The following is a 24,980-nucleotide window of genomic DNA, read 5'->3' as shown; positions in this document are numbered from 1 at the left end:
CAGTCCAAGTGATATCGACTGATCCACCGCATTCGCGAGCAAGCCCCACATTGGACCTCTGTGGCCCTTAGATCGCTTCCAGCTTCGCGTAGCCGAGCATCAGCCACTTGCTGCCTTCGCTGAAGTTCACCTGCACCCGAGCCTGAGCCCCGGCGCCTTCGAAGTTCAAGATCACGCCGTCGCCAAACACCGAATGCCGTACGGCCTGGCCGAGGCTGAATCCGGTGTCCGGAATCTCGCTGCCGCCAAACAGACTGCTGGAACTCTGCTGCTGACCACCACCGAACGGACGGCTGACGCTGTTGGACAGCCGCACTTCCTGGATCAGGCCTTTCGGCACTTCACGGACGAAACGCGACACCTTGTTGTAGGTTTCGCTGCCATACAGACGTCGGGTTTCCGCGTAAGTCATCACCAGGTTCTGCATGGCGCGGGTGATGCCGACATAAGCCAGACGCCGTTCTTCCTCAAGACGTCCCGGCTCTTCCAGGCTCATCTTGTGCGGGAACAGACCTTCTTCCATGCCCACCAGGAACACATAAGGGAATTCCAGGCCTTTGGCGCTGTGCAAGGTCATCAACTGAATGCTGTCTTCGTGCTCGTCGGCCTGAGTATCGCCTGCTTCCAGCGATGCATGACCGAGGAACGCCGCCAGTGGCGTCAGGTCTTCATCCTCTTCCGAGTTTTCGAAGTTGCGTGCGGCGCTGACCAGTTCCTCAAGGTTTTCTACCCGTGCCTGGCCTTTCTCGCCTTTTTCCGCTTCGTGATAGGCAATCAGTCCGGACTGCTCAATGACGGTCTGGGTCATCAGGTGCAGGGGCATTTCCATGCACTTGGCGGCGAGGTTCTCGATCAGCTCGATAAACGCGCCAAGCGCACCGGCGGCACGACCGGTCAGCCCTTTGTTCGCGACCAGCAGGCGCATCGCTTCCCACATCGACACATCGCTGTGGCGCGCATGGTCGCGAATCGCTTCGACGGTTTTCTCGCCTATGCCACGGGCCGGAACGTTGATCACCCGCTCCAGCGCTGCATCGTTGCCACGGCCTTCCAGCAAACGCAGGTAGGCCATGGCGTTCTTGATTTCAGCCCGCTCGAAGAAGCGCTGACCGCCATAGATGCGGTACGGAATGCGCTCGCGCAGCAAGGCTTCTTCCAAAACGCGCGATTGGGCGTTCGAACGGTACAAAATCGCGATATCGCTGCGAGCCAGGCCGGTTTTCAGCGCGCTTTCGATGGTTTCCACCACATAGCGTGCTTCGTCGTGTTCGTTGAACGCCGCGTACAGATTGATCGCTTCGCCTTCGCCGCCATCGGTCCACAGCTCTTTGCCCATGCGCCCGGTGTTGTTGGCGATCAGGGCGTTGGCGGCCTTGAGGATCCCGGCAGTGGAGCGGTAGTTCTGCTCCAGGCGGATGGTCTCGGCGTCCGGGAAGTCGTCGGAGTACTGATAGATGTTCTCGATTTTCGCGCCGCGCCAGCCGTAGATCGACTGATCGTCGTCGCCGACCACCATCAGGCTGTCGCCACCCTTGGCCAGCAAGCGCAACCAGGCGTACTGCACGGCGTTGGTGTCCTGGAACTCGTCCACCAGAATGTGCCGGAAGCGCTTCTGATAGTGCGCCAGCAGGCCTGGGTGATCGCGCCACAGATCGAGGGCACGCAGCAGCAGTTCGGAGAAGTCGATGACGCCAGCGCGCAGGCACGCGGCCTCATAGGCTTCATAAATGCTGCGCATGGTCGCCAGGAACAGATCGCCGCTGGCTTGAATGTGTTGCGGGCGCAGACCTTCGTCTTTCTGCCCGTTGATGAACCACTGGGCCTGACGGGCCGGCCAGCGTTGCTCGTCGAGGCCCAGTTCGCGGATCACGCGTTTAACCAACCGTTGCTGGTCGTCGCTGTCGAGAATCTGGAAGGTCTGGCTCAGGCCGGCTTCCTGCCAGTGCGCCCGCAGCAAGCGGTGCGCCAGGCCGTGGAAGGTGCCGACCCACATGCCGGCCGGGTTGATACCCATCAGCTGCTCGATGCGATGACGCATCTCGGCAGCAGCCTTGTTGGTGAACGTCACCGACAGGATCGAGTGGGGCGAGGCGCTTTCGACCTGGATCAACCAGGCGATACGGTGCACCAGCACTCGGGTTTTACCGGAACCAGCACCGGCCAGGACCAACTGACGACCCACGGAGGCAGCTACGGCCTGGCGTTGGGCATCGTTGAGGGAGTTCAGCAGAAGGGAGAGATCATCGCGCATCGGGGCATTCTAGGGGGCCGAGACACACCGGGCAAACCCCGCTTTGCTTTAGCCGATGAAAGATAAGCTCAGGACGACCGGTCGGTCACTGGCTGCAAGCGTTGACGGGGCTCGCTTCCAGCGTTTTCAGGGGGTAAAAGGGCTTCGGGCTTTTGTAGAAATTATGATCTGGAGCAGTTTGGTAAGGGCATTGGCTTGTGTATGCTCCGTCCACGTTTCGGGCTCATGCTCATCATTATAAGAACAAGAACATTGCCTATGACCCTCAGCTCCGACCTGTCGGGCCCTACTGTGGAGCCCCGGGTTATCCGCAAACAGTACGCCATGGAAATGGCGGTCGAGCGCACGCGTCTGCTTTATCAGGGCTCGCTGCTGCCGACGCTGTTCATGCTGATCAATGGCCTGGTGTGCGCGGGATTGCTCTGGAGTCCGCAGCGCTACTTCCTGGTCAGCGTCTGGCTGATATGGCTGCTGTCGCTGGTGGCATTGCGGGTGATCCAGGTCGCGGCATTCGATTCGGCCATTCCCCATCGCCAGGCGCATCCGGTCTGGCGTCGCATGTTTTTGCTCGGCTCAGCCATGACCGGTTTGACGCTGGCCGGCGCCGGCATCGCCCTGGTGCCCGCCGACAATTTCATCCAGCAAGCCTGGGTGTTCGGCCTGATTGGCGCGGCAGCCCTCTCGGCTAGTGTGGCCTACGCGGTCAGTCTGCCGGCGTTTCTATCCTTTACCTTGCCCTGTCTGTTGCCCGCCATCGCCTATTTATTCTGGGGCGGCGACCCGCAGGAGCAGGGCTGGGGCTGGTTCGGGCTGATCTTGCTGGGGGCGTTGAGCGTGGTCGCCTGGCAGGTCAATCGGCTGATTGATCGCGGGTTGCTGCGACGTTTCCAGAATCAGGCCCTGATCGAACACCTGCAGCAGGCCCAAAGCCGTAGCGACCAGCTGAACCACGAACTGGCCAAGGAGATCGACCAGCGCCGCCGTGCTGAAGACGAGTTGCGCGAAATTCAGATCGGCCTTGAAAGTCGCGTCGCCCAGCGCAGCCTGGAGCTGGACGCGGCCAACCAGGCCCTGAGCAAAAGCGAGGCGCGCCTGGCGCTGGCCTTGAAGGCCAGTGAGCTGGGGCTTTGGGACTGGAACCTGCAAACCGACGAAGTCCATCACACCCATATTCAGGAATTGTTCGGCCTGGAGCCGGAATTCGTCACGGCCATGCTGCGTCACCTCAAGCCGCGCCTGCATCCCGACGATTTGCCATCGCTGAAACGCGCGCTGGTCGAGCATTTGAAGGGCCGCAGCGAGGACTATCAGATTGAATACCGCGTGCGCCATGGCGATGGTCATTGGGTCTGGATCGAGGACCGCGGACGAGCGGTTGAGCGCAGCGAAAGCGGCCGGGTGATCCGCATGGTCGGCACTCGGCGCGACATCAGTGCCAGCAAGAGCCTGGAAGCGCAGCAGCAACTGGCGGCGACGGTGTTCGAGGCGGCCAGCGAAGGCATCATGATTTTCGATCCGAATTACGCCCTCATCGCAGTCAACCAGGCGTTCAGCCGCTTAACGGGCTATGACATCGACGACATGCTCGGACGCAATGTGGTGGAGTTGCCGTGCAGTCGCGACGCCCGCCGCCACTACGGGTCGATTCACCAGGCCCTGGAGCAACACGGCAGTTGGCAGGGCGAACTGGTGGAAACCCGCAAAAACGGCGAACTGTATCCGCAATGGCTGCAATTGAACGCCGTGCGCGATACGCGGGGGAACGTCAGCCATATCGTCGGCTTCTTCGCCGATCTATCGGCGCGGCGCGAATCCGAAGAACGCATGCGCTACCTGACTCACTACGATGAACTGACCGGCCTGGCCAACCGTTCGTTGTTCCGCGAGCGCTTGCGCGAGGCCCATCAGCGCGTGCGTCAGGGCGGACGCAGTCTGGCGTTGCTGCACATCAACCTGGACCGCTTCAAGTTGCTCAACGACAGCCTTGGCCATGAAATCGCCGACCAGCTGTTGCAGAAGATGGCCCGGCGGCTGGTCAATGCACTGCCGGAAGCGGACACCATTGCGCGATTGTCCGGCGATGAGTTCGCGGTGTTGTTCGATGCTTACGGCAGCCTCTCAAGTCTGGCGCGAGTGGCGACGCGCCTGTCGACCAAATTGCGTGTGCCGGTGAACGTCGAAGGACATGAGTTGGTGGTCAGCGCGTCCATGGGTATCAGCATGTTGCCGGACAACGCGCGGGAAATTTCTGCGCTGGTGAGTCAGTCGAACATGGCCATGCAACATGCCAAGCACCTGGGCGGCAACAACTTCCAGTTCTACACCGACAGCCTGCAAGCCAGCACGCTCGAGCGCCTGCAGCTGGAAAATCAGTTGCGTAAAGCCATCGAAGAGAAGCAGTTGAAGGTGTTTTACCAACCCAAACTCTGCCTCGCCACGGGCCGGCTGAATGCCGCGGAGGCCTTGGTGCGCTGGGAACACCCGACCATGGGCAACGTGTCGCCGTCGGACTTCATCGGGCTGGCCGAGGAAACCGGACTGATCGGCCCGATCGGCGAGTTCGTGTTGCGCCAGGCATGCTGGCAGGCCTGTGAATGGCAGCGTCAGGGGCTGGAACCGATTCGGGTGTCGGTCAATTTGTCGGTGCATCAGTTACGGCAGGGCAAGCTGGTCAGCCTGGTGCGTCAGGTGTTGGAGGAAACCGGCCTGGCGCCGCACTACCTCGAACTGGAACTCACGGAAAGCCAGTTGCTGGACAGCGTTGAGCACATCATCGCGACGTTTCAGCAGTTGCGTGATCTTGGGGTGAAACTGGCCATCGACGATTTCGGCACCGGGTATTCGTCCCTGAGTTACCTCAAGCGTATTCCGGTGGATTACGTGAAGATCGATCAGGCGTTTATCCGCGGTCTGGGGGAGGGCAGTGTGGATGCGGCGATTACCCGGGCGATCATTGCGATGGCTCACGGGTTGTCGTTGAAGGTGGTCGCGGAAGGGGTGGAGCGGCCGGAGCAGCTCGAGTTTTTGCAGGCTGAGCGCTGTGATGAAGTGCAGGGATATCTGATCAGTCGCCCGATAGAAGCGGGTGGGTTGGCGGACCTGCTGCGCGCGCAATCCGACCACTGAGAATGCGTCGCTCAATCAGGCCTTCCCGCTACGCAAAGTGGCGGGAAGGCATTTATGGACTTAGTTTGTAATCAGAACTTCATCGATGTGGTGAATTTTTTCACCTTTATAGAAGATGCTCACGCCTGAAACATAAGAGTCACCCAGGACTTTATATTCGACAACTTTGTCTGTTTCAACTTGCAACGAAACTTCGTTGGAGTTTTCAAGAACCAACTCAAGTCGCAGATCAAAGGATTTATCCTGCAGCTCAGTCATCACCAGTTTAGGGATAATGCCTGTGTGTGCAACGGTTACGGTGCCAAAGGTGCGGAAAGAAGCTGCGCCAGGCATGCGGTCGATTTGTGCGGTCCAGTCTTTGGTTTTAATGGTCATAGTGTGTAACTCCTGTAATTAAGTTTGATTGCGTCCTGCACAATCAAAGTAACTAACCGAAGTTGTTTTTAAAAGAAGTTTGTTGGTTGTATTTGTAAGTTTGAGTGTTTGATTTTTTGTTGTTCTAACAATTAAGTTCGAGAACTTCGAGTGGGGTCGACCAAGGGGCGTTGTCAGCTTTACGAGCGTTGAAGCTCTGACAATGAGTGCTACATGGACCGCGCACGCCTGAAAACGAGGGATTCGGTTACGCATTGAGCAGGCAAAAAGCCAATTCATGTAGTATAACTACAAGCGCGCTACATCCCCGGCACCTGCCAATAACGAAGAGTCCAGCCCCTTGAATCTGCTGCAACACATCGCCCAGTCACGCCACCTGTTACGCAAGTCGGAGCTGAAGGTCGCCGACCACGTGCTGCTTGATCCAGCGGCGGTGATGCACAGTTCCATGGCCGACCTGGCCCACAGCGTGGGCATCAGCGAGCCGACCATCGTGCGGTTCTGTCGTGCCATTGGTTGTTCCGGGTTCCAGGATCTGAAATTGAAGCTGGCGCAGAGCCTCGCGGCGGGTGCGAGCTTCGGCCAGTTTGCGATCCATGAAGACGATTCGGTCGCCGACTACAGCCTGAAAATTTTCGACACCACCCTGCACACTCTGATGGAGGTTCGCGAGAAGCTCGATCCGGTGGAGTTGCAGCGCGCGGTGTCGCTGATGTCCCAGGCTCAGCGTGTCGAGTTTTATGGCTTTGGCGCCTCGGGTGCCGTGGCGGCGGATGCCCAGCACAAATTCTTCCGCTTGCTGCTGACGGCCGCGGCGTATTCTGACCCGCACATGCAGGCGATGTCGGCGGTCACGTTGAAGCCGACCGACGTGGCGATCTGCATTTCCCAGTCCGGCCGTTCCAAAGACCTGTTGATCACGGCCAACCTGGTGCGCGAAAGCGGTGCCTCGCTGATTACTTTGTGCCCGAGCCAGACGCCGTTGGCTGAGCTGTCGACCGTCAATCTCGCGATCGATGTGCACGAAGACACTGAAATCTATACGCCGCTGACCTCGCGCATCGCCCACCTGGTGGTGATCGACGTGTTGGCGATGGGCGTGGCCATGGCGCGCGGGCCGAGCCTGGTCAATCACCTCAAGAGCGTCAAACGCAGCCTTCGCAGCTTGCGGCTGTCGCCCAAGTCGGTGAAAGCCCTCGACGATTGATTCGTCGTTTGGCTTGAGAAAGCCTTCGCGGGCAAGCCTCGCTCCTACAGGTTAAGCGGTTCTTGCAGGAGCGAGGCTTGCCCGCGAAGGCGTCCTCAAATACGACAACTTTCATCTGTCTGTAACCCGCAAGCCGCCAAACCGTCATCCCCCGCGCCCATCCTGTAACTCCCGTAATCGCCTTGGGAGACTCGAAATGGCCCAGCCCTACGAAGAACGCAACAGCGCCGTCAAAACCCGTCGTCAGCAAGAAGACCAGCGCCGCATGGAATTTCGCCGCGCCATCGAAGATCGCTGCGAACGCCGCCAGTTGCTGGCCGAGATCGGCGATTTTCCCGATCTGGAACTCAATTACTGGCAGGCAGCGCCCGCAACTTCCCGTCGAAACGCTCAACCAGGGCGCTGATCTGCACCCGTTCGCTGCGGATAAACGCAAGGAATGCGTGGGCCACCGGCGACAGCCGTTTGGCCTTGGCCTGCACCAGGCACCAGCTGCGAAACAGCGGCAGTTCCTCGACCGGTAATTCGATCAAGCCGCCGGTCGCCAATTCAAGGTTCAGGGCGTGGCGCGTCAACAGCGCGACGCCCAGACCCGCCAGCACACATTCACGTTGAGCCTCGGCTGATGCGACCTCCTGGGTCTGGTTGAAGTGCACGCGTTTTTCCTTGAAATACTCTTCACACGCCAGTCGCGTTCCCGAGCCGGGTTCGCGCAGCAACAGGGTGTAAGGCTCAAGGTCCTGCAGGCGCAGCGGCCCCATGTGGCACAGCGGATGATCCGGTGGCGCCACGGCAACGATCGGGTTGTTGAGGAACGGCAGAAACTCCAGCCCCATGTCCTGCGGCACCATGGACATGATCACCAGGTCGTCGCGATTGTCGGAGAGGCGCCGAATCACTTGTCCGCGGTTGACCACCGTCAGTTGCAGGTTCACTTCCGGATGCTGGCGTTTGAACGCGGCAAACAGGTGCGGCACGAAATACTTGGCGCTGGACTCCACCGCCAGTTTCAACTGGCCCTGCAGTGATCCCTGCATGTCCGACAGCTGCATGTCGAGGTTTTCCAGGCGCCCGAAAATGTCCCGGCTGGCACGCTGAAGCGCTTCCGCAGCTTCCGTCATGTAGAGTTTTTTGCCGACGTAATCGAACAGCGGCTGACCAATCAGCTCCTCAAGTTGACGAATCTGCAGGCTCACGGCAGGTTGTGTGAGCGACATTTCGTCCGCCGCGCGGCTGTAGGATCGCAAATCACAGACCTCATTGAAGATCTGCAATTGACGCAATGTCATACGCATCAATGACTTACGCATTATGTGAAAGCTCCCGCCGCAGGCTGATGCCTCAACTATAAGTCTTTACTTATGCCTGACCCAATAATTAATCATTTTTGTTAATCCCTTACGGGGGCTAGTGTGGGGTCGCGACTGAATTGAAACATTTGGTCACGCGTCGACCTGGTCTAGCAGGTCGTGGGTACCACCGGCTCAAGGGAAACTCCAAGTGATAACAAAGATCCTGATCGCCAACCGTGGTGAGATTGCCGTACGAATCGTGCGTGCCTGCGCCGAGATGGGCATTCGCTCGGTCGCGATCTACTCCGACGCCGACCGCCATGCCTTGCATGTGAAGCGCGCGGACGAAGCCCACAGCATCGGTGCCGAGCCTTTGGCCGGTTATCTGAATGCGCGCAAACTGGTGAATCTGGCCGTGGAAACCGGTTGTGATGCGTTGCATCCCGGCTACGGTTTCCTCTCGGAAAACGCTGAACTGGCAGATATCTGTGCAGAGCGCGGCATCAAGTTCATCGGTCCATCGGCTGAAGTGATTCGCCGCATGGGCGACAAGACTGAAGCCCGCCGCAGCATGATCAAGGCTGGCGTACCCGTCACTCCGGGGACCGAAGGCAACGTTGCGGATATCGCGGAAGCGTTGATCGAAGGCGACCGCATCGGTTATCCGGTGATGCTCAAGGCGACTTCCGGTGGCGGTGGCCGTGGTATCCGCCGCTGCGACAGCCGGGAAGAACTCGAACAGGCATTCCCCCGCGTGATCTCCGAAGCCACCAAGGCGTTCGGTTCGGCGGAAGTGTTCCTGGAAAAATGCATCGTCAATCCGAAGCACATCGAAGCGCAGATCCTCGGCGACAGCTTCGGCAACGTGGTGCACCTGTTCGAGCGTGACTGCTCGATCCAGCGCCGCAACCAGAAACTCATCGAGATCGCCCCGAGCCCACAGTTGACCCCGGAACAGCGCGCCTACATCGGCGATCTGTCTGTGCGTGCGGCCAAGGCGGTAGGTTACGAGAACGCCGGCACCGTGGAGTTCCTGCTCGCCGAGGGCGAGGTGTACTTCATGGAGATGAACACCCGGGTGCAGGTGGAACACACCATCACCGAAGAAATCACCGGCATCGACATTGTGCGTGAGCAGATCCGCATCGCGTCCGGCCTGCCGCTTTCGGTGAAACAGGAAGACATTCAGCACCGTGGTTTCGCACTGCAGTTCCGGATCAACGCCGAAGACCCGAAAAACAACTTCCTGCCGAGCTTCGGCAAGATCACCCGTTACTACGCGCCCGGCGGCCCCGGCGTGCGTACCGACACAGCGATCTATACCGGCTACACCATTCCGCCGTTCTACGATTCCATGTGTCTGAAACTGGTGGTCTGGGCGCTGACCTGGGAAGAGGCGATGGACCGTGGCTTGCGCGCCCTCGACGACATGCGTCTGCAAGGGGTCAAGACCACCGCCGCGTACTACCAGGAAATTCTGCGCAACCCGGAATTCCGTAGCGGCCAGTTCAATACCAGCTTCGTTGAAAGCCACCCTGAACTGACCAACTACTCGATCAAGCGCAAACCCGAAGAGCTGGCCCTGGCCATCGCCGCCGCCATCGCCGCCCACGCAGGCCTGTGAGGAATAGAACAATGAGCAAGAAAATCCACGTTACCGACACAATCCTGCGCGACGCCCACCAATCGCTGCTCGCCACCCGCATGCGCACCGAAGACATGCTGCCGATCTGCGACAAGCTCGACAAAGTCGGCTACTGGTCGCTGGAATGCTGGGGCGGCGCAACGTTCGACGCCTGCGTACGCTTTCTGAAAGAAGACCCGTGGGAGCGTCTGCGCCAACTGCGCGCGGCGTTGCCTAACACGCGTCTGCAAATGCTCTTGCGTGGCCAGAACCTGCTGGGCTACCGCCACTACAGCGACGACGTGGTGAAGGCCTTCGTCGCCAAGGCCGCGGTCAACGGCATCGACGTGTTCCGTATCTTCGATGCGATGAACGACGTGCGGAACTTGCGTACGGCCATTGAAGCGGTAAAGGCCGCCGGCAAACACGCTCAAGGCACCATCGCGTACACCACCAGCCCGGTGCACACCATCGACGCGTTCGTGGCCCAGGCCAAGCAAATGGAAGCGATGGGTTGCGACTCGGTCGCGATCAAGGACATGGCTGGCTTGCTGACTCCGTATGCCACTGGCGAACTGGTCAAGGCGTTGAAGTCCGAACAGTCGCTGCCGGTCTTCATCCATTCCCACGACACGGCGGGCCTGGCTACGATGTGCCAACTCAAGGCCATCGAAAACGGCGCCGACCATATCGATACTGCGATTTCCAGCTTCGCCTCGGGCACCAGCCACCCTGGCACCGAGTCGATGGTCGCCGCCCTTAAAGGCAGCGAGTTCGACACTGGCCTGAACCTGGAATTGCTGCAAGAGATCGGTCTGTACTTCTACGCCGTGCGCAAAAAATACCACCAGTTCGAAAGCGAGTTCACCGCCGTCGACACCCGCGTTCAAGTCAACCAGGTGCCGGGCGGGATGATTTCCAACCTGGCCAACCAGCTGAAAGAGCAGGGCGCGCTGAACCGCATGGGCGAAGTGCTCGCGGAAATCCCGCGCGTTCGCGAAGACCTCGGCTTCCCGCCGCTGGTGACCCCGACCTCGCAGATCGTCGGCACCCAGGCGTTCTTCAACGTGCTGGCCGGCGAGCGCTACAAGACCATCACCAACGAAGTGAAGCTTTACCTGCAAGGCGGCTACGGCAAAGCGCCGGGCACCGTTAACGAAAAACTGCGTCGCCAGGCGATCGGCAGCGAAGAAGTGATCGACGTCCGCCCGGCCGATTTGCTCAAGCCGGAAATGACCAAGTTGCGTGCCGAAATCGGCGCCGTGGCCAAGTCTGAAGAAGACGTGCTGACCTACGCCATGTTCCCGGACATCGGTCGCAAATTCCTCGAAGAACGCGCAGCCGGCACGCTCATTCCGGAAGTGCTGTTGCCGATTCCCGAGGCGGGCGGCGTGGCCTCTGCCGGCGGTGAAGGCGTGCCAACCGAATTCGTCATCGACGTTCACGGTGAAACCTACCGCGTCGACATCACCGGTGTCGGCGTCAAGGCTGAGGGCAAGCGTCACTTCTACCTGTCCATCGACGGCATGCCGGAAGAAGTGGTGTTCGAACCGCTCAACGAATTCGTCAGCGGCGGCAGTAGCAAGCGCAAGCAAGCCACTGCACCGGGCCACGTCAGCACCACCATGCCGGGCAACATCGTCGACGTGTTGGTCAAGGAAGGCGACACCGTCAAAGCCGGCCAGGCCGTACTGATCACCGAAGCGATGAAGATGGAAACCGAAGTCCAGGCAGCCATCGCCGGCAAGGTCACCGCCATCCACGTCGCCAAGGGCGACCGGGTGAATCCGGGCGAAATCCTAATCGAGATCGAAGGCTGAGTTAACAGCCTCGATACAACGCTTTAAACCTCGGGGGGGCATGTGCTCCCCTTTTTTTTTTCGCCCGGAGTTTTTGCGGTTAGAAGGTCATTCGCCACTGGCCGGTGATGCCATGGTTTCGGCTGTCGGTACCCATTTCACCGGTGACTCCAACGCCCAATGTCTGCCGCTTCGATAGAGACAGATCGAGTCCCGCGTCCAGCGTCACACTGTTACGATCCAGCGCGGCACCTTCAACGGTGTACCGGGTGTCCTCGGTTGCCAGTTTCTGGCGAGAGTAGCTGTTGAGCTCACCATAAGTGTGTTTCCAGCCAGCACTGAAACGCGGGGTCAATTGCATGCCGTTATCCAGAGTGTTGAGCTTGGCCACACGCAGACCGAATGTGCTGTAGATGTTGTTCCGCGTTTGTCCTTGGACTTGCAGCGAAGCATCCCCGCCTTTTTCCGTGTAGCTGCCACGCTGGTAGCGTTGATAGCCGAGGCTGGCGAACGGTTCGATGCTGTAGACGTCACGGCCAAGGTTGTAACCCGCTTCTGCGAAGACTTGCTGCGTATTGGCGTCGTACCGCCCTTTGGGGCGATCGCTGAAACCGTTGAAGGCTATCTGACGTTTGGTGCTGCCATCGTGGCTGCTGTGTGTTGCGCCCAAGCGAAGTGACATCGGGCCGTTTTGACGCAGGGCATAGGCGCCCAGGTGCCAACTGTCGAGAGCACCGTCAAGTAGCCTGCCATCCATACTCGTCTGGGATTTACCACCCATTACACCCAGGCGCCATTCTTCGTCAATTCCCCAGTCAGCGCCCATCAACAGGCCAGTGGTGGAATGCTGCAGTGCGTCAAAGTCGCGATCCAGTTTTCCGCCGTGCCCCAGTGCTTGCAACCAGACTCTGCCGTTGTCTTCGTTGCCCGCCGCCAGGCGAGGAACGTTGTTTCGCCTGCCTGATTTGCCGTAGGCGCTATCCAGCTGACGCATGGCGGAAAGCATGCTGGCGCTGACTGGGGCATCGCTGTTAAGGGTTACTTTGGCGAGATTGGCGGTGCTGTAGCCGGTTAATTGTTCGATGGCGATTTCGGCTGTTTCAAGGTCGGAACCGAGCAGAGCATCGATCGCAGCATTTCCAGTAGTGAAGGGTGTTTGTGCCGTGGTGCTGGCCGCGGTTCTTTCAATACTTCGACCGAGTTCACGTCCGTTTTCGTCGAGCGCTACGTCCTGAACGGATACACCGTTGCGAGCGTAGGTCAGGCCGACCGTCTTTTCGTCGTACTGCAAGGTAGGGGTCATGAATGTGAGGTTGTTTTCGATTTGGCCGAAGCGGCCTTCGACTGTGCCGGCCTCAATGACGGTGTACTGGCTGGTTTGTGGGAAATCCCCAACCGCAACGACTTTCAGCGTTGCATCACCAAGGTTGGCAGTGCCATCGACCTTGATCGTTTCGCCACGGCCATCGGCGTTTACTTCATAGGACAGAACGGCTGTGTTGGACAGGGTCATATTTCCCGCAATGACAGGAGCGCCGTGCAGGCGATTTACAGCCAGTTCACCGCGTACGTTCAGCGCACCCACGCGACCGCTTCCGCTGAAGGTGCCAGGTTCTTCTACCTCGACCCATTCGCCGATCGAGCCGCTGTTGACCAAGGTACCTTGTGTAATTGCGCTGCCCTTTATATGTCCGGTGTTGATGAGCGTTGCACCGGGACGCACCAGCGCGCCGATGTCGAAGTCCCCCGGCCCAGCGACAGTCCAGTCACCCTGTTTGACGTCCAGCGCCTTGAAGTTCCGGGTTTCAGCCACAGAGCCGCCTTTAGCTGCATTCAGTTGCAGGACGTTTTCGCCCGTGCCTCCATCCACTGGCTTCTTGAAAACCCCTTTAGTCAGTACCGAGACTAAATCATTGCGCTCGTCCAGGTTCAGGTCGTTCCACTCAGATGCCTTCTTGATTGAAGACGGATGAGTGTCGGTGGCGCTAATGAAAGCGTCGAGGGTGCTAATCAGTTCTTCCGGCGTAGCGACCGGTGCTGCAGATGTAGCGGCAGTGCTGTCGTCGGCAATCGAAAACTCAGCGCAACCCAAGGCGAGCGCTATGGCCAAGGCGAGATGTTTTGGTCGGTATTTGTGTTGAACGGGCATTGATTTTGGCCTCTGTTGACAGGAGACCAAACTCTAAAAGGGAGGGTACAGGCGCCGATGTCGGCTGCTTCCGGCAGTGATGCAGGCGGCGTCGGATGGTTGCACGGAAAAAGAACAGCTGAATGGATGAGGCTGTATTTATCGGTTTTGCTGAGGCGCTTTTTCTTACAGAAATTCGCAGTGAATGTCAGAGAGCTCATGTAGGAGCCGGCTTGCCGGCGATGGCGTCCTTGAATCGCCATCGCCATCGCCAGCAAGCCGGCTCCTACAAGGGTTGCGTGTGTTCGAAAGCTGCAATCTTTCCCTAGTTTCGACTCAAATACGCCTTCCCATAATGCCGCTCCATCCTCGCCTGAATCAGCTCCAGCCCAATCGACATCACCCAGTAAATCACCGCCGCGGTCGTCAGCATTTCGATATAGCGATAGCTCGACCGTCCATACGACTGCGCCAGAAACATCACTTCCCACACCCCCATCACCGAGATCAGTGACGAATCCTTGAGCATCGAGATGAATTGATTGGTGGTCGGCGGGATGATGGTGCGCATGGCTTGCGGCAAGGTGACGCGCCAGAAGATCACGGTTTCGCGCATGCCCAGGGCCATCGAGGCTTCGCGTTGGCCGTGGGGGACGCCGAGGATGCCGGCGCGGAAGATCTCGCTCAGGTACGCGCCGTAGTTTAGCGACAGGGCGATGATGCCGGCGACAATGGCGCCGGGCACGATGCCGAGTTGCGGCAGACCAAGGTAGATCAGCAGGATCTGGATCAGCAGCGGTGTGCCGCGAAAGAACGAGGCGTAGAAACTCGCAATGCCGAAGGCTACGGCGCTTTTCGACAGCCGCGCGATGGCGGTGATGAAACCGAGCAGCGACGACGCGACGATGGAGCACAGGCACAAAAACAGCGTCAGCGCTGCGCCTTGCACGAAGCCGTTCGGCGCGAGGTGCAGGCCGATCAGGTTGGGCAGTTTGTCGAGGATGATCGAGAACTTCAGGTCGAAGCTCAGGAAGAAACTGGCGAACAACACCAGCATTGCGGCCCAAGTCAGGTACAGCCGCGTGCGAAAACCGAAGATCCGTTGCAGCCGGGACTCAGCCACCGGTTGTGGCGGCTGAGGAAGGTTTGGGAAAGAGGTCATTGGCTGATGTCGGCGCCGATCCATTTTTGCGAGAGCTTGCTCAGGGTGCCGTCCTGTTTCAATTGCGCGAAGACGTCACGCACCTTGGCGTCCCATTGGGCATCGCCTTTTTCGATGGCCACCGAGTTTGGTTCCGAGTACAGCGCTTCGCCGGCGAGCTTGAAGCGTTTGTCTTCGGTCAGGCGCGGCTGCGCGGTGACGAGGTTGGTGAGGACCGCATCCAGTCGCACGCCCGCGCCCAAGCCCAGGTCCTGAAACGCCACGTTGTCGGTGTCGTACGGGGCGATCTGCACGTTTTCAAACGGGTACTGCAAGGGCGTGTCTTCGGCGCCTTCGATCACCAGGTTCTTGTTCAGGTAGCTTTCGTAGCTGGAAGCACTGGTAAGTCCGACTTTCTTGCCGCTCAGGTCCTTGGCGCTGTGGATGCTGTTGTCCTTGGCGTTGACCACGATCACCGCTGGTGAGGCGTAGTACTCGACCGGGAAGTCGAAGACTTCGGCGCGGGCCTTGCTCGGGGTCATGGAGCAAATGCAGATGTCGTAGCGCCCGCTCCAGTGGCCGGCGGCGATCACATCCCAGGACGGGGTTTCGAGGCGCAGTTTGACGCCGAGTTTGTCCGCCACGGCTTTGGCGACATCAACGTCGAAACCGTCGAGCTGGTTCTGATCATTGAGGAACGAGAAGGGTGGATAGCTTTCCATCAACACGCCCACCAGTTCTTTCTTTTGCTCGATGCGGTCCAGCGTGGCACCAGCAAAAGCCTGGGTGGAGGCAGCCAGAATCGTCAGGCCCAAGGCCAGTAGCGGCTGAATTTTCACGGTTCGGTCCCTGATAAAAAAATGGTTGTTATTAACCGGATGGTGCGTATTAAATAGTTATAAGAACGACCACGGTAGTGAGTTATTTTCATAAGCATATGAGTGAAAAGCATATGGGCGCAGGAAGCACAGTGATTCTGGATGGCGGCATGGGTCGTGAATTGCAACGCCGCGGTGCACCGTTCAGGCAGCCCGAATGGTCGGCGTTAGCCTTGATCGAAGCGCCGCGGGCCGTGGAGGCGGTGCACGCGGCTTATATCGAAAGCGGTGCAAATGTGATCACCAGCAACAGCTATGCGCTGGTGCCCTTCCACATTGGCGAGGAGCGCTTTGCTGCTGAAGGCCAGGCCCTCGCGGCGTTGGCCGGGGAGTTGGCGCGGCGTGCAGTCGAGGCTGCGGGCAAACCGGTACGCGTGGCGGGTTCATTGCCGCCATTGTTCGGTTCCTATCGTCCGGATTTGTTCGACGCGACCCGGGTGACCGAACTGCTGACGCCGCTGGTCGATGGCCTGGCGCCTCATATCGACCTGTGGCTGGCGGAAACCCAAAGCTCGATCGTTGAGGCGCGAGCGATTCACGCCGGTCTGCCGAAGGACGGCAAACCGTTCTGGCTGTCATTCACCTTGAAGGATGAAGACACGGACGAAGTGCCACGTTTACGCTCCGGTGAACCTGTGGCTGAAGCCGCAGCGGTCGCTGCTGAACTGGGCGTCGAGACGTTGCTGTTCAACTGCAGTCAGCCGGAAGTAATCGGTGCGGCGATTGATGCGGCGCGGGAAACCTTCGAGCGTTTGCGGGTGAAGATTCACATCGGCGCCTACGCCAATGCGTTCCCGCCGCAACCGAAAGAGGCGACGGCCAATGATGGTCTGTGCCCGTTGCGCGAAGACCTTGATCCGCCGGGTTATCTGCATTGGGCGGCTGATTGGCAGAAGCGTGGAGCGAGCCATTTGGGTGGCTGCTGCGGGATCGGGCCGGAGCATATTGCGGTGCTGGCGCAGAAGTTGGCGTGAAGCCAATCGCGAGCAGGCTCGCTCCCACAGGGTTTTTGGGTCGGCCACAATATTTGTGATCAGCCCGATCCAATGTGGGAGCGGGCTTGCCCGCGATGGCGTCCGAAAGAGCGCCGCTAATTTACCCGCGACACTCCGCCAACGTTTTCACCTGCCCCGATCCCGCCTGATTCTCATCGCTTAACCAGCGCTCAAATCCCGCGCCAACCACCGGCCATTCCGAATCCAGAATCGAATACCAGGCGGTATCCCGGTTCTGACCTTTAACCACCATGTGCTGGCGGAACACCCCTTCAAAACTGAACCCCAGCCGCTCCGCTGCGTACTTGGAGCGGGCGTTGCCGTTGTTGCATTTCCACTCCAGGCGTCGGTAACCCAGTGCAAACGACTCCTTGGCCAGCAGATAAACCGCTTCGGTACTTTTCGGCGAGCGCTGCATCGGTGCGCCGAAGGTGACATGGCCGATTTCGATGCGGCCCTGGGACGGAACGATCGACATCAGACTGAGGATGCCTTGCACGTCGCCGCTGGCCCGGTCGATCACACTGAAGAAATACGGATCGCTGTTGGCCGCGTGGTTGTTCAGCCAGTCGTTGAATGCGCTGCGTTCCGGGAATGGACCGTAAGGCAAGTAATCCCAAAGCTTCGGGTCGGAGCCGGGGCCTTGCAGGGCTTTCCACAAGCCATCGGCGTGGCGCGCCGGGTCGAGTTTTTCCAGGCGGATGAAGCGTCCTTCAATGGTTTGAACGGACGGTGCCGGGACGCCTTTCCAGTCGGCGAGTGAAGTCGACATGTTGCTCTCCTTGAACCTTAAATGGCTTTGCGAAACTGGATGAAACCGGGACGTTCGGCGATGCGCTCGTAGAGCTGGATCGCGGTGGCGTTGGTTTCGTGGGTCAACCAATGGACCTTGCAGCATCCGTCGGCCTTGGCGGTGGTGTAGACGAATTCGATCAGCTTGCGGCCAACACCGGTGCCGCGAGTTTCCGGCACCACCAGCAGGTCTTGAAGGTAGCAGGAATTTTCGATGCTCCAGTTCGAGCGATGGTAGATGAAGTTCACCATGCCGACCGCTTTGCCATCGATCCACGCCAAGGACGAATGGGTCAATTCGGTCGGGTCGAGCATGCGTTGCCAGGTGCTGTCAGTCACGGCGTCGGGTAATTCAGTGTTGTAGAAGCGCAGGTGGGCTTGCCACAACGGCAGCCAGGCGGCGTGATCGTCGGCGGTGACCTGGCGGATTTCAATCTGACTCATGTTCGTTCCTTAACGCATCAAATGGGCGAGGGCCTGATCGTGCGTATCGGGGCTGGCGGCAAGCCCCTCGCGCACGCCGGCGATGTCTGCGGCGCTGCGGTTCTGGCTGAGCTTCCGTTTGCCTTCCAGGCGCTGGATCGGCAAGGCAAACCCGACGATGGCCTTGAGCATTCCGTCGATGTAGTCGGCGGGCGCGTCGGCGACTTTCCACGGTTGGGCGCGACCGGCTTCGTGACGGTCGGTCAATGCGCTGACCAGGTTGAGCAGGCGATCGGCGTCGGTGAATATTTCAGCCGTACCGTAAGCGTGGACGGCGACGTAGTTCCAGGTGGGCACCACTTTGCCGTGATCGGCTTTGCTCGGATAAAACCCCGGGCTGACGTAAGCGTCGGCACCGGCAAAGATCACCAGGGCTTCGGCGCCACTCTGCAGTTCTTTCCACTGCGGATTGGCTCGGGCGAAGTGGCCGTAGAGGGTTCCATTCGCGCCTTGTTCAGGGCGCAACAGCAGTGGCAGATGACTGGCTTGCAGACCTTGCTCGCCGTGAGTCACGACCATGGCGAGGCGGGTGCCGAGTATCTGCTGCTGCAATTCATCCAAATCTTTGATGGCAAAACCGCTGGGGTTGTACATGGAAAAACTCCTTGGCGAATGCCTCCATCCTAGGCAGGCTATTGGTCTGTTGTAAGAGCCATTCCTGGCCAATTTCATAGGTCCATTGCCATGACGGATGCGCCGCTTTCCTTGTCGTTCAACCCCGCGGGTATCGAACTCGACCGCCGTCAGGGCCTGAGTCGCCAGCTCTATCAGGCCTTGCGAATGCGTGTGCTCGACGGGCGACTGGCCAGTGGCACACGCTTGCCGGCCAGTCGGGATCTGGCGGCAGCGCTGGCCATTTCCCGCAACAGCGTAGTGCGGGCCTACGATCAGCTCTATGCCGAAGGGTTTATCGAAGGGCGTGTCGGTGACGGAACCTATGTCGCGCAATTACCGCAAAACGCGCTCCCGGCAAAAAAACTATCCACAAAAGTATCCACAGGGTTGTCAACAGGGTTACCCACAGCCTTATCCACAAATTGGCTCGATTTACCTGTGATTCCATCCAGTAAAGTTATCCACAGCGGGGCGCTGAGTCGCGTTGAACACAACCATCTGGCCCTCCCGCCAAGTGGTCCGCCGTGCGCATTTCGGGTGGGTGTGCCGGCGTTCGATCTGTTTCCTTTCGAGGTCTGGGCCAAGCTGAACGCGGCTTTCTGGCGTAAACCGGATTTACAGCAGCTGTGTTACGGCGATCCGGCGGGGGATGCGCGCTTGCGCGGAATGATTGCTGCTTATTTGCGCAGTTCCAGAGGCATGCAGTGCACGGCTGAGCAAATAGTGATCACCAGTGGCGCGCAGCAGGGAATCAGCCTTTGTGCACAGCTGCTGGTGGAGCCCGGCGACGTCGTGGCGATCGAGAATCCCGGGTATCGGGCGGCGGGCCATGCGTTCGCGGTGGCGGGTGCGCAATTGCATGGGGTGGCGGTGGACAGCGAGGGTATCGATTGTGCCGAACTGGCTGCGCTCGACCATTGTCGTCTGGCCTATGTCACGCCCTCGCATCAGTACCCGACCGGGGTGGTGATGAGCCTGGCGCGACGCCTTGAATTACTGGCCTGGGCGGAGCGTACCCAAGGCTGGATCGTCGAGGACGACTACGATGGCGAATACCGTTACAGCGGAGCGCCACTGGCACCGTTGGCGGCGCTCGACCGGCAGGGCCGGGTTTTGTACGTCGGGACCTTTGGCAAAGTCGCCTTCCCGGCGCTAAGACTGGGTTATCTGGTACTGCCGCCCGGTTTGGTTCAGGCCTTCTCGCAACGCCGTGCGGTTGATGTTCGACATTCCGAAGTGAGCACCCAGGCGGTGATGGCCGAGTTCATGGCCGCCGGGCATTTCCAGCGGCATATTCGTCGCATGCGCAGGGCAGCCCTGAGCCGGCGCAACACGTTGCTGGCAGGCTGGCCGCAAAACATTCCCGGCATCGGCAGCCTGCCGAGTGTCGCGGCAGGGCTGCACATGACCGTGGCAGTCGACTCGCAGGCTCGCGAGCTAGAGCTTGTCGAAAAAGCAGCCGGTGTCGACGTCGAGATCAACGCCCTGAGCAGCTACTGGTTGCCGGATTCGCAAACACCACCGGACCAGCGCGCCGGGCTGGTCCTGGGATTCGCAGCGGTGCCCGAGGCGGCCATCAGCGCAGCGCTCGCGCGCCTGGAAAAGGCCTGGCGCTGATCGCTCGTCTCGCCTTTCAAACGGTGTGTGGCTTACGTTTTGGAGGCGCTGGGTTTTGCCTTTGGCAGGAACAGCGCTTTGGCCAGTTGGGGGCTGATTTCGCTGCGATAGATCGCAATCAATTCGTTGTTGGTGGGGGCTGTTCGCCAATCATACGCACCGCCCAGTGTGCGTTGCGCGACGGTTTTCAAGTGAGCCGCGGTGTACCCTTCGGCAGCGGTGTCGGGTTTGGGGTAATGAAAGTGGGCGTACCAAAGTACGGCGCTGACATCGTTCCCGGCGCCACGCTCGCGAATCTCATACTCCTCGAGATAGCCTTTGTGGCGTCCTTTGAGCCGGTTTCGACCTGGCGTCCTGACGATGTCCACCAGACCTTTGCCGTGTAGCCATTCAATGCGGGCCGCAGTGGGGAGTTGCCGCTTGATCATGTCGATCCGGGTCACGCGGCCCTTTTCGTAAAGACGGGTCGCTTCTTCGTTGAGCTTCCTGGCGAGGCCGGTGCCTGAACCCGGCCCGCTGTCGGTGAGGTTTTTATCGGTCAGGGCCTTTTCGATGGCATCGGCGGCGGCCTCCAGGTGGCGGGCGTGTTGATGAAACGCTTCCTCGATTTCCACGGGGATACGCCCGGTCTTTTGTGCATCTGCCTCGGTGCGGTGGGCAAATGCCGCCGTTCGATCCAGCAGCGACTGACCCGCCTGGATGCTCGCAGCCAGATCCGGGCGTGGGGTTGTCGGCACTTTTCCCGTAGGCGGTACATGTTCCAACCACACACCTGGCGTTTTCTCGTGAAAGGTCGCGATGACTTTGTCGGTGAGCGGCGAAGTGACGTCGATCAGGTCGGTGTCATCGGCGGCTGCGCGCTCGCGGAGCTTGCCGACCACCGTGCCCTTGAAGCGAGTCTTGATCAGGCGTTTGGTCGGCGGAGCCGGGCGGGAAGGCCCTGGTATCGGCTCCAGCAATTTGCGCTCGTGCAACAGGCCCACCAGTTGGTTCACGCCCTGCTCTTTGAACGTTGCGATCCGCTGGCGCATAAGGTCCAGTGGCGTCTGTAGCAACTGTTGCGGGAATTCTTCGGGCAGATCGAGAATCCGTAGGTCCAGGGTTGCAAACTGCTCCACCAGATCGTTGAGACCGTCGATTCGATCAAACAGCGGCAGGTGGGTATCGTCGGCAGTAAGGTCCAGCGAGGACTGGATGGTGAGGCCGGCATCTTCGACGATCTGTTGCATGGCCTGGCGCGCCAGCGGTGTGGCGACTGTACCGCTGTCGTTGAGGCATAGCTCCTGGGCAAGGCTTATCTGGAAGAGCTTCAGGTCGTGCAGGCTGAATGTCGGCAGCACTGCCTGGTACTCACGGGCCGTTTCTGCCCCTTCTTTGCCCAGGCGCAGCAGTTCCTCGATGCGCGCGTGGGCGAACTCGATCTTGTCGATAAAGCCCTGGGTCATGTCACTGGTGAGTTGATGCGTCTGGCGCGCTGACACAGTGTTCGAAGGCGTCCCGCCGTCCAGAAGATCCAGCGATTCGCGCATGCGCTCACCGAACACACTATTTTGCCGCTGGAACCAATTCCGGGTAAGTGACAGTTGATAATCCAGGCAACTGACCATGACCGGGCGGTAGTTGGGGATCGACTCAAGGCTGTTGTACGTCTTGAGCTGCTCGATGTAGGCGCCATATTCCGTCAGCTGTGAATCCAATGCATCGATCAAGGGCTGGCGATCGGTATCAGCGGTGGCTTCCGCTGCTTCGAGTTCATTTTTCAAACCCAGCTTGCGGGCATCGAACGCGGTCAGTTGGCGTTTCAGATTCTCCTTGTGCTGTCGGTTTTTGCGCTCGATTTCCTTTCGGCCCTTGCCCCCGCCACGCAACCTCAGGCGCGTGTCGATGAACCATTCGCCCTTCTCGGAATGAATCAACAGCGGGCCGGTTGTTGCCGGCGTTTGCCGTGAGTCGATGATCTGCACGTCATCATTGTCATCGAGCATGACTTCGAACCAGCGCTGACCGACCTTGGCATACCACTGCTGGTTGAGGGGGCTCAGGAACCGGTGACGACCGGGTTCGGTCGACGGCTCTTTCAGCGCCTCAGGTTTTGCAATCGCCAATCCGTCCAGCAGAGTGGCCAAAGGATTCGGCGTCAGCAGGCCTTGGAGGTGTACGGATGTTTCATGGTTGGCAGGTAAATAATCGGCGGCGAAATCGGGCAATTGCGTCACGGTGATTTTTGGCGCCGGCAGCGGCTTCGTTGCGGGTGTCGGATTTTTTCCTTCCGCGCGTGGCGCGGGTTTGTTGCGGGTGGCCGCGTGATGGGCGAGCACCATGCCCAGTGACAGAAACAGATCGGTCAGTGCGGTCCATGCCTGATCGCTGTCGCCCGCTTCGCTGGCTTCATTGGCTTCGTGCAGGTCGTCCATGATTTGCCAGATCCAGGCAGCCGCTGCACCCGTGCGGCCAAAGAAGGGCAGTGCAACATTGAATAGCATCCACGCGCCCTGTTTGAGCGTGGCCCAGCGACGTTCCGCATTGGAGACCGATTGCCTGTCGGCCAGGGTGACCAGGGCGTTGGCATTGGCAGTGAACAGTGCCTGCACCGAAGGCTCGACGACAGGCGTCGTGCTTAAGGTCAGCGTTCCCATCAGGCCCAGTGCCGATGTCGGGTCGGTCAGCCATTGCGACAGCGTCCAGGCCGAGGGCAACTGGCCGGGGAACACATACTGCGAGTAATTGAAGTACACGTCATCGGGTAGCCAGGCCAATACCGACTGGCGAAGCGCCTTGTTGTGTTTGATCGCGTACAGCAAGTTCGCCTCGCCGGGATACTGGATGAGTGGAGGATCGAGCAGCGGTCGAAACAGCAGACAGGGACCCTGGTCGGCCAGTCGCGGCCCGATCACGAACATGTTGGCGACGACATCGGCCTTGCTGTCCGTGCGCCCTCCCGGAATGAACGCCAGCGGGCGAATGACGATTTCCATTCCATCGACAAAACGATCGGCCGGCTTTTCCTGCAGGGCCGCGACGACGAAACGATAACCCTGTTCGTCGATGCAGGCCTCGCCGCGAACCTTGAGTTGCAGTGCCTGTAGCGGCAGTTGCAGGCGCAGGTGGCTGACATAGAGGTTCTGTCGCCGCGAGCTTTCATCGGTGTCGCCGAGGAGTTTGCTTTTGATCAGGTCGGGGTAGGTTTTCCCGATGTTCACCTGTGTGACCAGCTCTTCCAGATAGGCCGGTGTCATCCACGCGGGTGCGGCGTCGCCGTTTTTGTATTGCACCGCCTTGTTACCCAGCGGCATGCCAAGCAGGTTTTGCAGCGCCAGGTCGACCAGTGACAGCGTGAGGGTCTGTGACTTGCCGGGCACAATGACCGCCCCGAGGACGACGAGGCTGGTGATGCTGACTTCGATGTCTTCCAGTTTCAGGCTCATTGCGGTTGACTGATCCTGGATCTTTTTGTCTTTGATCATCTGATCGATCAGCGCCTGTAACGCAAAGTCAGGAAGAGCGGAAATACCCTCGTCGAAGGATTTTCCGGCGTTCTGCTCCCGTAGCAACGCCAGGTCCATCAGGTGTCGGCTGTAGCGTGTGAGGTCCGAGGGTTGAGCGTTTGTCAGCCAGTCGGGCAACAGTTGCCGGATTTTGTTGAAACGCGACGATGAATCTTCGTGGAAATCCGTGAAGTGTTTCGCCGCGGCACCGACCTGCGAGGCAAGGGTGGGCGCCAACGGGGCAGGCGATTTTCCAAGTGCGCCGATGGCATCGATTTCCAGCGCGATCAGGGCACAGGCCTGGTGATCGAAAAAATGGCCGGAGGGCTCATACAGGCGCCATTGCAGCGTGCGATCGCTTCCGGATGCAGCAACACGCGCGGACAGCGTTTTACCCAATTCCGCCAGTGAGTCGTAATGCTTGAAGCCTTCCGCAATCGAATGGGTAACGACCAGCGTGCGTTCACCCAGAGTGCCAACCACGACAGCAATGTCCAGCAGTCTCAAGTGTCGTGGGGATTGATTGTCGAGGTCGTCGAGATCGATCAGGCAAGCCCTGGTTGCGTACTTGTCATCTGACTGTCGTTCGGCCTTTTGCGGGTGATCATGGAAGGCGCGGACCATGGCCCGCTGGTCTTCGTCCCAGTCAGCCTTTTCGTCGACGTTCCAGAGTTCGCGCAGTGCAGCGGAGAGTTGATGCCAGCGAGGCGTCGATCCGGCGGTTTTCTGGTTCCAGTAATCCAGTTGTTGTTCCTGATAAGCGACGAACAACTGTCCGGCCAGCTTGTTGAGCAGGCACCCGAAGGCATTGATCTTTACCGGCAGTTGAACGGCCGGCTCGACGACAGGTTGCCGGGTCAGAAAATGTTCCCCGTCGATGTAGGTCACGGTCGTGCCTGCCAAACCAAGTCGCACCAACACATCGGTCAGGGATTCAAACCGGTTTTTGCCCGACCTGATCTCTTCGCCGGCGATGGTCCAGACGGGCGTCACTACCATGGTCAGATTCGGGTCGATGTGCAGCTGTGGATACAGGGTGGCGAGGGCGATTCGCAATGAAGTCGAAGCCACTTCCCTGATCGAAGGGCCAGTCACCAGTTGGGTCAATACATCTTCAGAGATTTCGGAGGGAGTGTCGGACATGGCCGTTTCCTGTTGCCGGTGAAGCACTG

The 24,980-nt window shown here is 59.4% G+C and carries 17 protein-coding genes; 7 read left to right on the top strand and 10 right to left on the bottom strand.

Going from position 1 to position 24,980, the window contains the following annotated elements:
- Positions 1–67 precede the first annotated feature (67 nt).
- Positions 68–2,251, bottom strand: a complete 2,184-nt coding sequence (uvrD, locus tag J2Y86_RS17675) for a DNA helicase II (RefSeq protein ID WP_253434021.1) — start codon at positions 2,249–2,251, stop codon at positions 68–70.
- Between the two features lie 258 nt (positions 2,252–2,509).
- Between uvrD and J2Y86_RS17670 the strand changes: the two genes are divergently transcribed.
- On the top strand, positions 2,510–5,377 hold the full coding sequence (locus J2Y86_RS17670; RefSeq protein WP_253434018.1) for an EAL domain-containing protein: 2,868 nt from the start codon (positions 2,510–2,512) through the stop codon (positions 5,375–5,377).
- A gap of 60 nt (positions 5,378–5,437) precedes the next feature.
- Here the strand turns inward: J2Y86_RS17670 and J2Y86_RS17665 are convergent, their stop codons facing one another.
- Positions 5,438–5,752, bottom strand: coding sequence for a hypothetical protein (locus J2Y86_RS17665; RefSeq protein WP_253434014.1), 315 nt, complete (start codon positions 5,750–5,752; stop codon positions 5,438–5,440).
- A 340-nt stretch (positions 5,753–6,092) separates the two neighbouring features.
- Between J2Y86_RS17665 and hexR the strand changes: the two genes are divergently transcribed.
- Together hexR and J2Y86_RS17655 are read left to right on the top strand one after the other, a co-directional pair.
- Positions 6,093–6,959: a transcriptional regulator HexR gene (gene hexR, locus J2Y86_RS17660; RefSeq protein WP_008027445.1), complete on the top strand. Its 867-nt coding sequence runs from the start codon at positions 6,093–6,095 to the stop codon at positions 6,957–6,959.
- A 196-nt stretch (positions 6,960–7,155) separates the two neighbouring features.
- On the top strand, positions 7,156–7,365 hold the full coding sequence (locus J2Y86_RS17655; RefSeq protein ID WP_017341588.1) for a PA3496 family putative envelope integrity protein: 210 nt from the start codon (positions 7,156–7,158) through the stop codon (positions 7,363–7,365).
- Here the strand turns inward: J2Y86_RS17655 and J2Y86_RS17650 are convergent.
- Positions 7,307–8,269, bottom strand: a complete 963-nt coding sequence (locus J2Y86_RS17650; RefSeq protein WP_017341587.1) for a LysR family transcriptional regulator — start codon at positions 8,267–8,269, stop codon at positions 7,307–7,309. The genes J2Y86_RS17655 and J2Y86_RS17650 overlap by 59 nt on opposite strands.
- Positions 8,270–8,459: 190 nt before the next feature.
- Here J2Y86_RS17650 and J2Y86_RS17645 point away from each other — a divergent pair, with 190 nt between their 5' ends.
- Both J2Y86_RS17645 and oadA read left to right on the top strand, forming a co-directional pair.
- Entirely contained in the window at positions 8,460–9,875 is a 1,416-nt protein-coding gene (locus J2Y86_RS17645; protein ID WP_150634578.1) for an acetyl-CoA carboxylase biotin carboxylase subunit, read from the top strand.
- Between the two features lie 11 nt (positions 9,876–9,886).
- Entirely contained in the window at positions 9,887–11,695 is a 1,809-nt protein-coding gene (oadA, locus tag J2Y86_RS17640) for a sodium-extruding oxaloacetate decarboxylase subunit alpha (protein ID WP_253434010.1), read from the top strand.
- A 79-nt stretch (positions 11,696–11,774) separates the two neighbouring features.
- On the opposite strand, the gene J2Y86_RS17635 is transcribed toward oadA, so the two are convergent.
- The 3 genes from J2Y86_RS17635 to J2Y86_RS17625 all read right to left on the bottom strand — a co-directional run bounded on the left by J2Y86_RS17635 (position 11,775) and on the right by J2Y86_RS17625 (position 15,782).
- On the bottom strand, positions 11,775–13,823 hold the full coding sequence (locus tag J2Y86_RS17635) for an autotransporter outer membrane beta-barrel domain-containing protein (protein WP_253434007.1): 2,049 nt from the start codon (positions 13,821–13,823) through the stop codon (positions 11,775–11,777).
- Positions 13,824–14,127: 304 nt separating this feature from the next.
- The gene (locus J2Y86_RS17630) at positions 14,128–14,964 is read right to left on the bottom strand and encodes an amino acid ABC transporter permease (RefSeq protein ID WP_253434004.1); all 837 of its coding nucleotides are present in this window, start codon (positions 14,962–14,964) and stop codon (positions 14,128–14,130) included.
- Positions 14,961–15,782, bottom strand: coding sequence for an ABC transporter substrate-binding protein (locus J2Y86_RS17625; protein WP_253433999.1), 822 nt, complete (start codon positions 15,780–15,782; stop codon positions 14,961–14,963). The genes J2Y86_RS17630 and J2Y86_RS17625 overlap by 4 nt, the downstream gene beginning before the upstream one ends.
- Before the next feature lie 113 nt (positions 15,783–15,895).
- Here J2Y86_RS17625 and J2Y86_RS17620 point away from each other — a divergent pair, with 113 nt between their 5' ends.
- Positions 15,896–16,795: a homocysteine S-methyltransferase family protein gene (locus tag J2Y86_RS17620; protein ID WP_253433996.1), complete on the top strand. Its 900-nt coding sequence runs from the start codon at positions 15,896–15,898 to the stop codon at positions 16,793–16,795.
- Between the two features lie 121 nt (positions 16,796–16,916).
- Here the strand turns inward: J2Y86_RS17620 and J2Y86_RS17615 are convergent, their stop codons facing one another.
- From J2Y86_RS17615 to J2Y86_RS17605, 3 genes are read right to left on the bottom strand one after another with little or no spacing between them, the layout of a single operon-like run.
- The gene (locus J2Y86_RS17615; RefSeq protein WP_253433980.1) at positions 16,917–17,588 is read right to left on the bottom strand and encodes a GNAT family N-acetyltransferase; all 672 of its coding nucleotides are present in this window, start codon (positions 17,586–17,588) and stop codon (positions 16,917–16,919) included.
- A gap of 17 nt (positions 17,589–17,605) precedes the next feature.
- Positions 17,606–18,052: a GNAT family N-acetyltransferase gene (locus J2Y86_RS17610; RefSeq protein ID WP_253433977.1), complete on the bottom strand. Its 447-nt coding sequence runs from the start codon at positions 18,050–18,052 to the stop codon at positions 17,606–17,608.
- A 9-nt stretch (positions 18,053–18,061) separates the two neighbouring features.
- A complete protein-coding gene (locus J2Y86_RS17605) occupies positions 18,062–18,685 on the bottom strand; it encodes an FMN-binding negative transcriptional regulator (RefSeq protein WP_253433974.1) in 624 nt (207 codons plus the stop codon).
- A gap of 90 nt (positions 18,686–18,775) precedes the next feature.
- Between J2Y86_RS17605 and J2Y86_RS17600 the strand changes: the two genes are divergently transcribed.
- Positions 18,776–20,323, top strand: a complete 1,548-nt coding sequence (locus J2Y86_RS17600; RefSeq protein WP_253433971.1) for a PLP-dependent aminotransferase family protein — start codon at positions 18,776–18,778, stop codon at positions 20,321–20,323.
- Between the two features lie 32 nt (positions 20,324–20,355).
- Here J2Y86_RS17600 and J2Y86_RS17595 read toward each other — a convergent pair whose 3' ends face one another.
- Complete coding sequence (locus tag J2Y86_RS17595; protein WP_253433967.1) at positions 20,356–24,951, bottom strand: dermonecrotic toxin domain-containing protein; 4,596 nt, start codon at positions 24,949–24,951, stop codon at positions 20,356–20,358.
- Between the last annotated feature and the right edge of the window lie 29 nt (positions 24,952–24,980).

It is taken from the genome of Pseudomonas migulae (assembly GCF_024169315.1).
Lineage (GTDB): Bacteria > Pseudomonadota > Gammaproteobacteria > Pseudomonadales > Pseudomonadaceae > Aquipseudomonas > Aquipseudomonas migulae_B.
The sequence above is the reverse complement of the archived record's forward strand: the minus strand, read 5'-3'. Positions and strand labels throughout refer to the sequence as shown.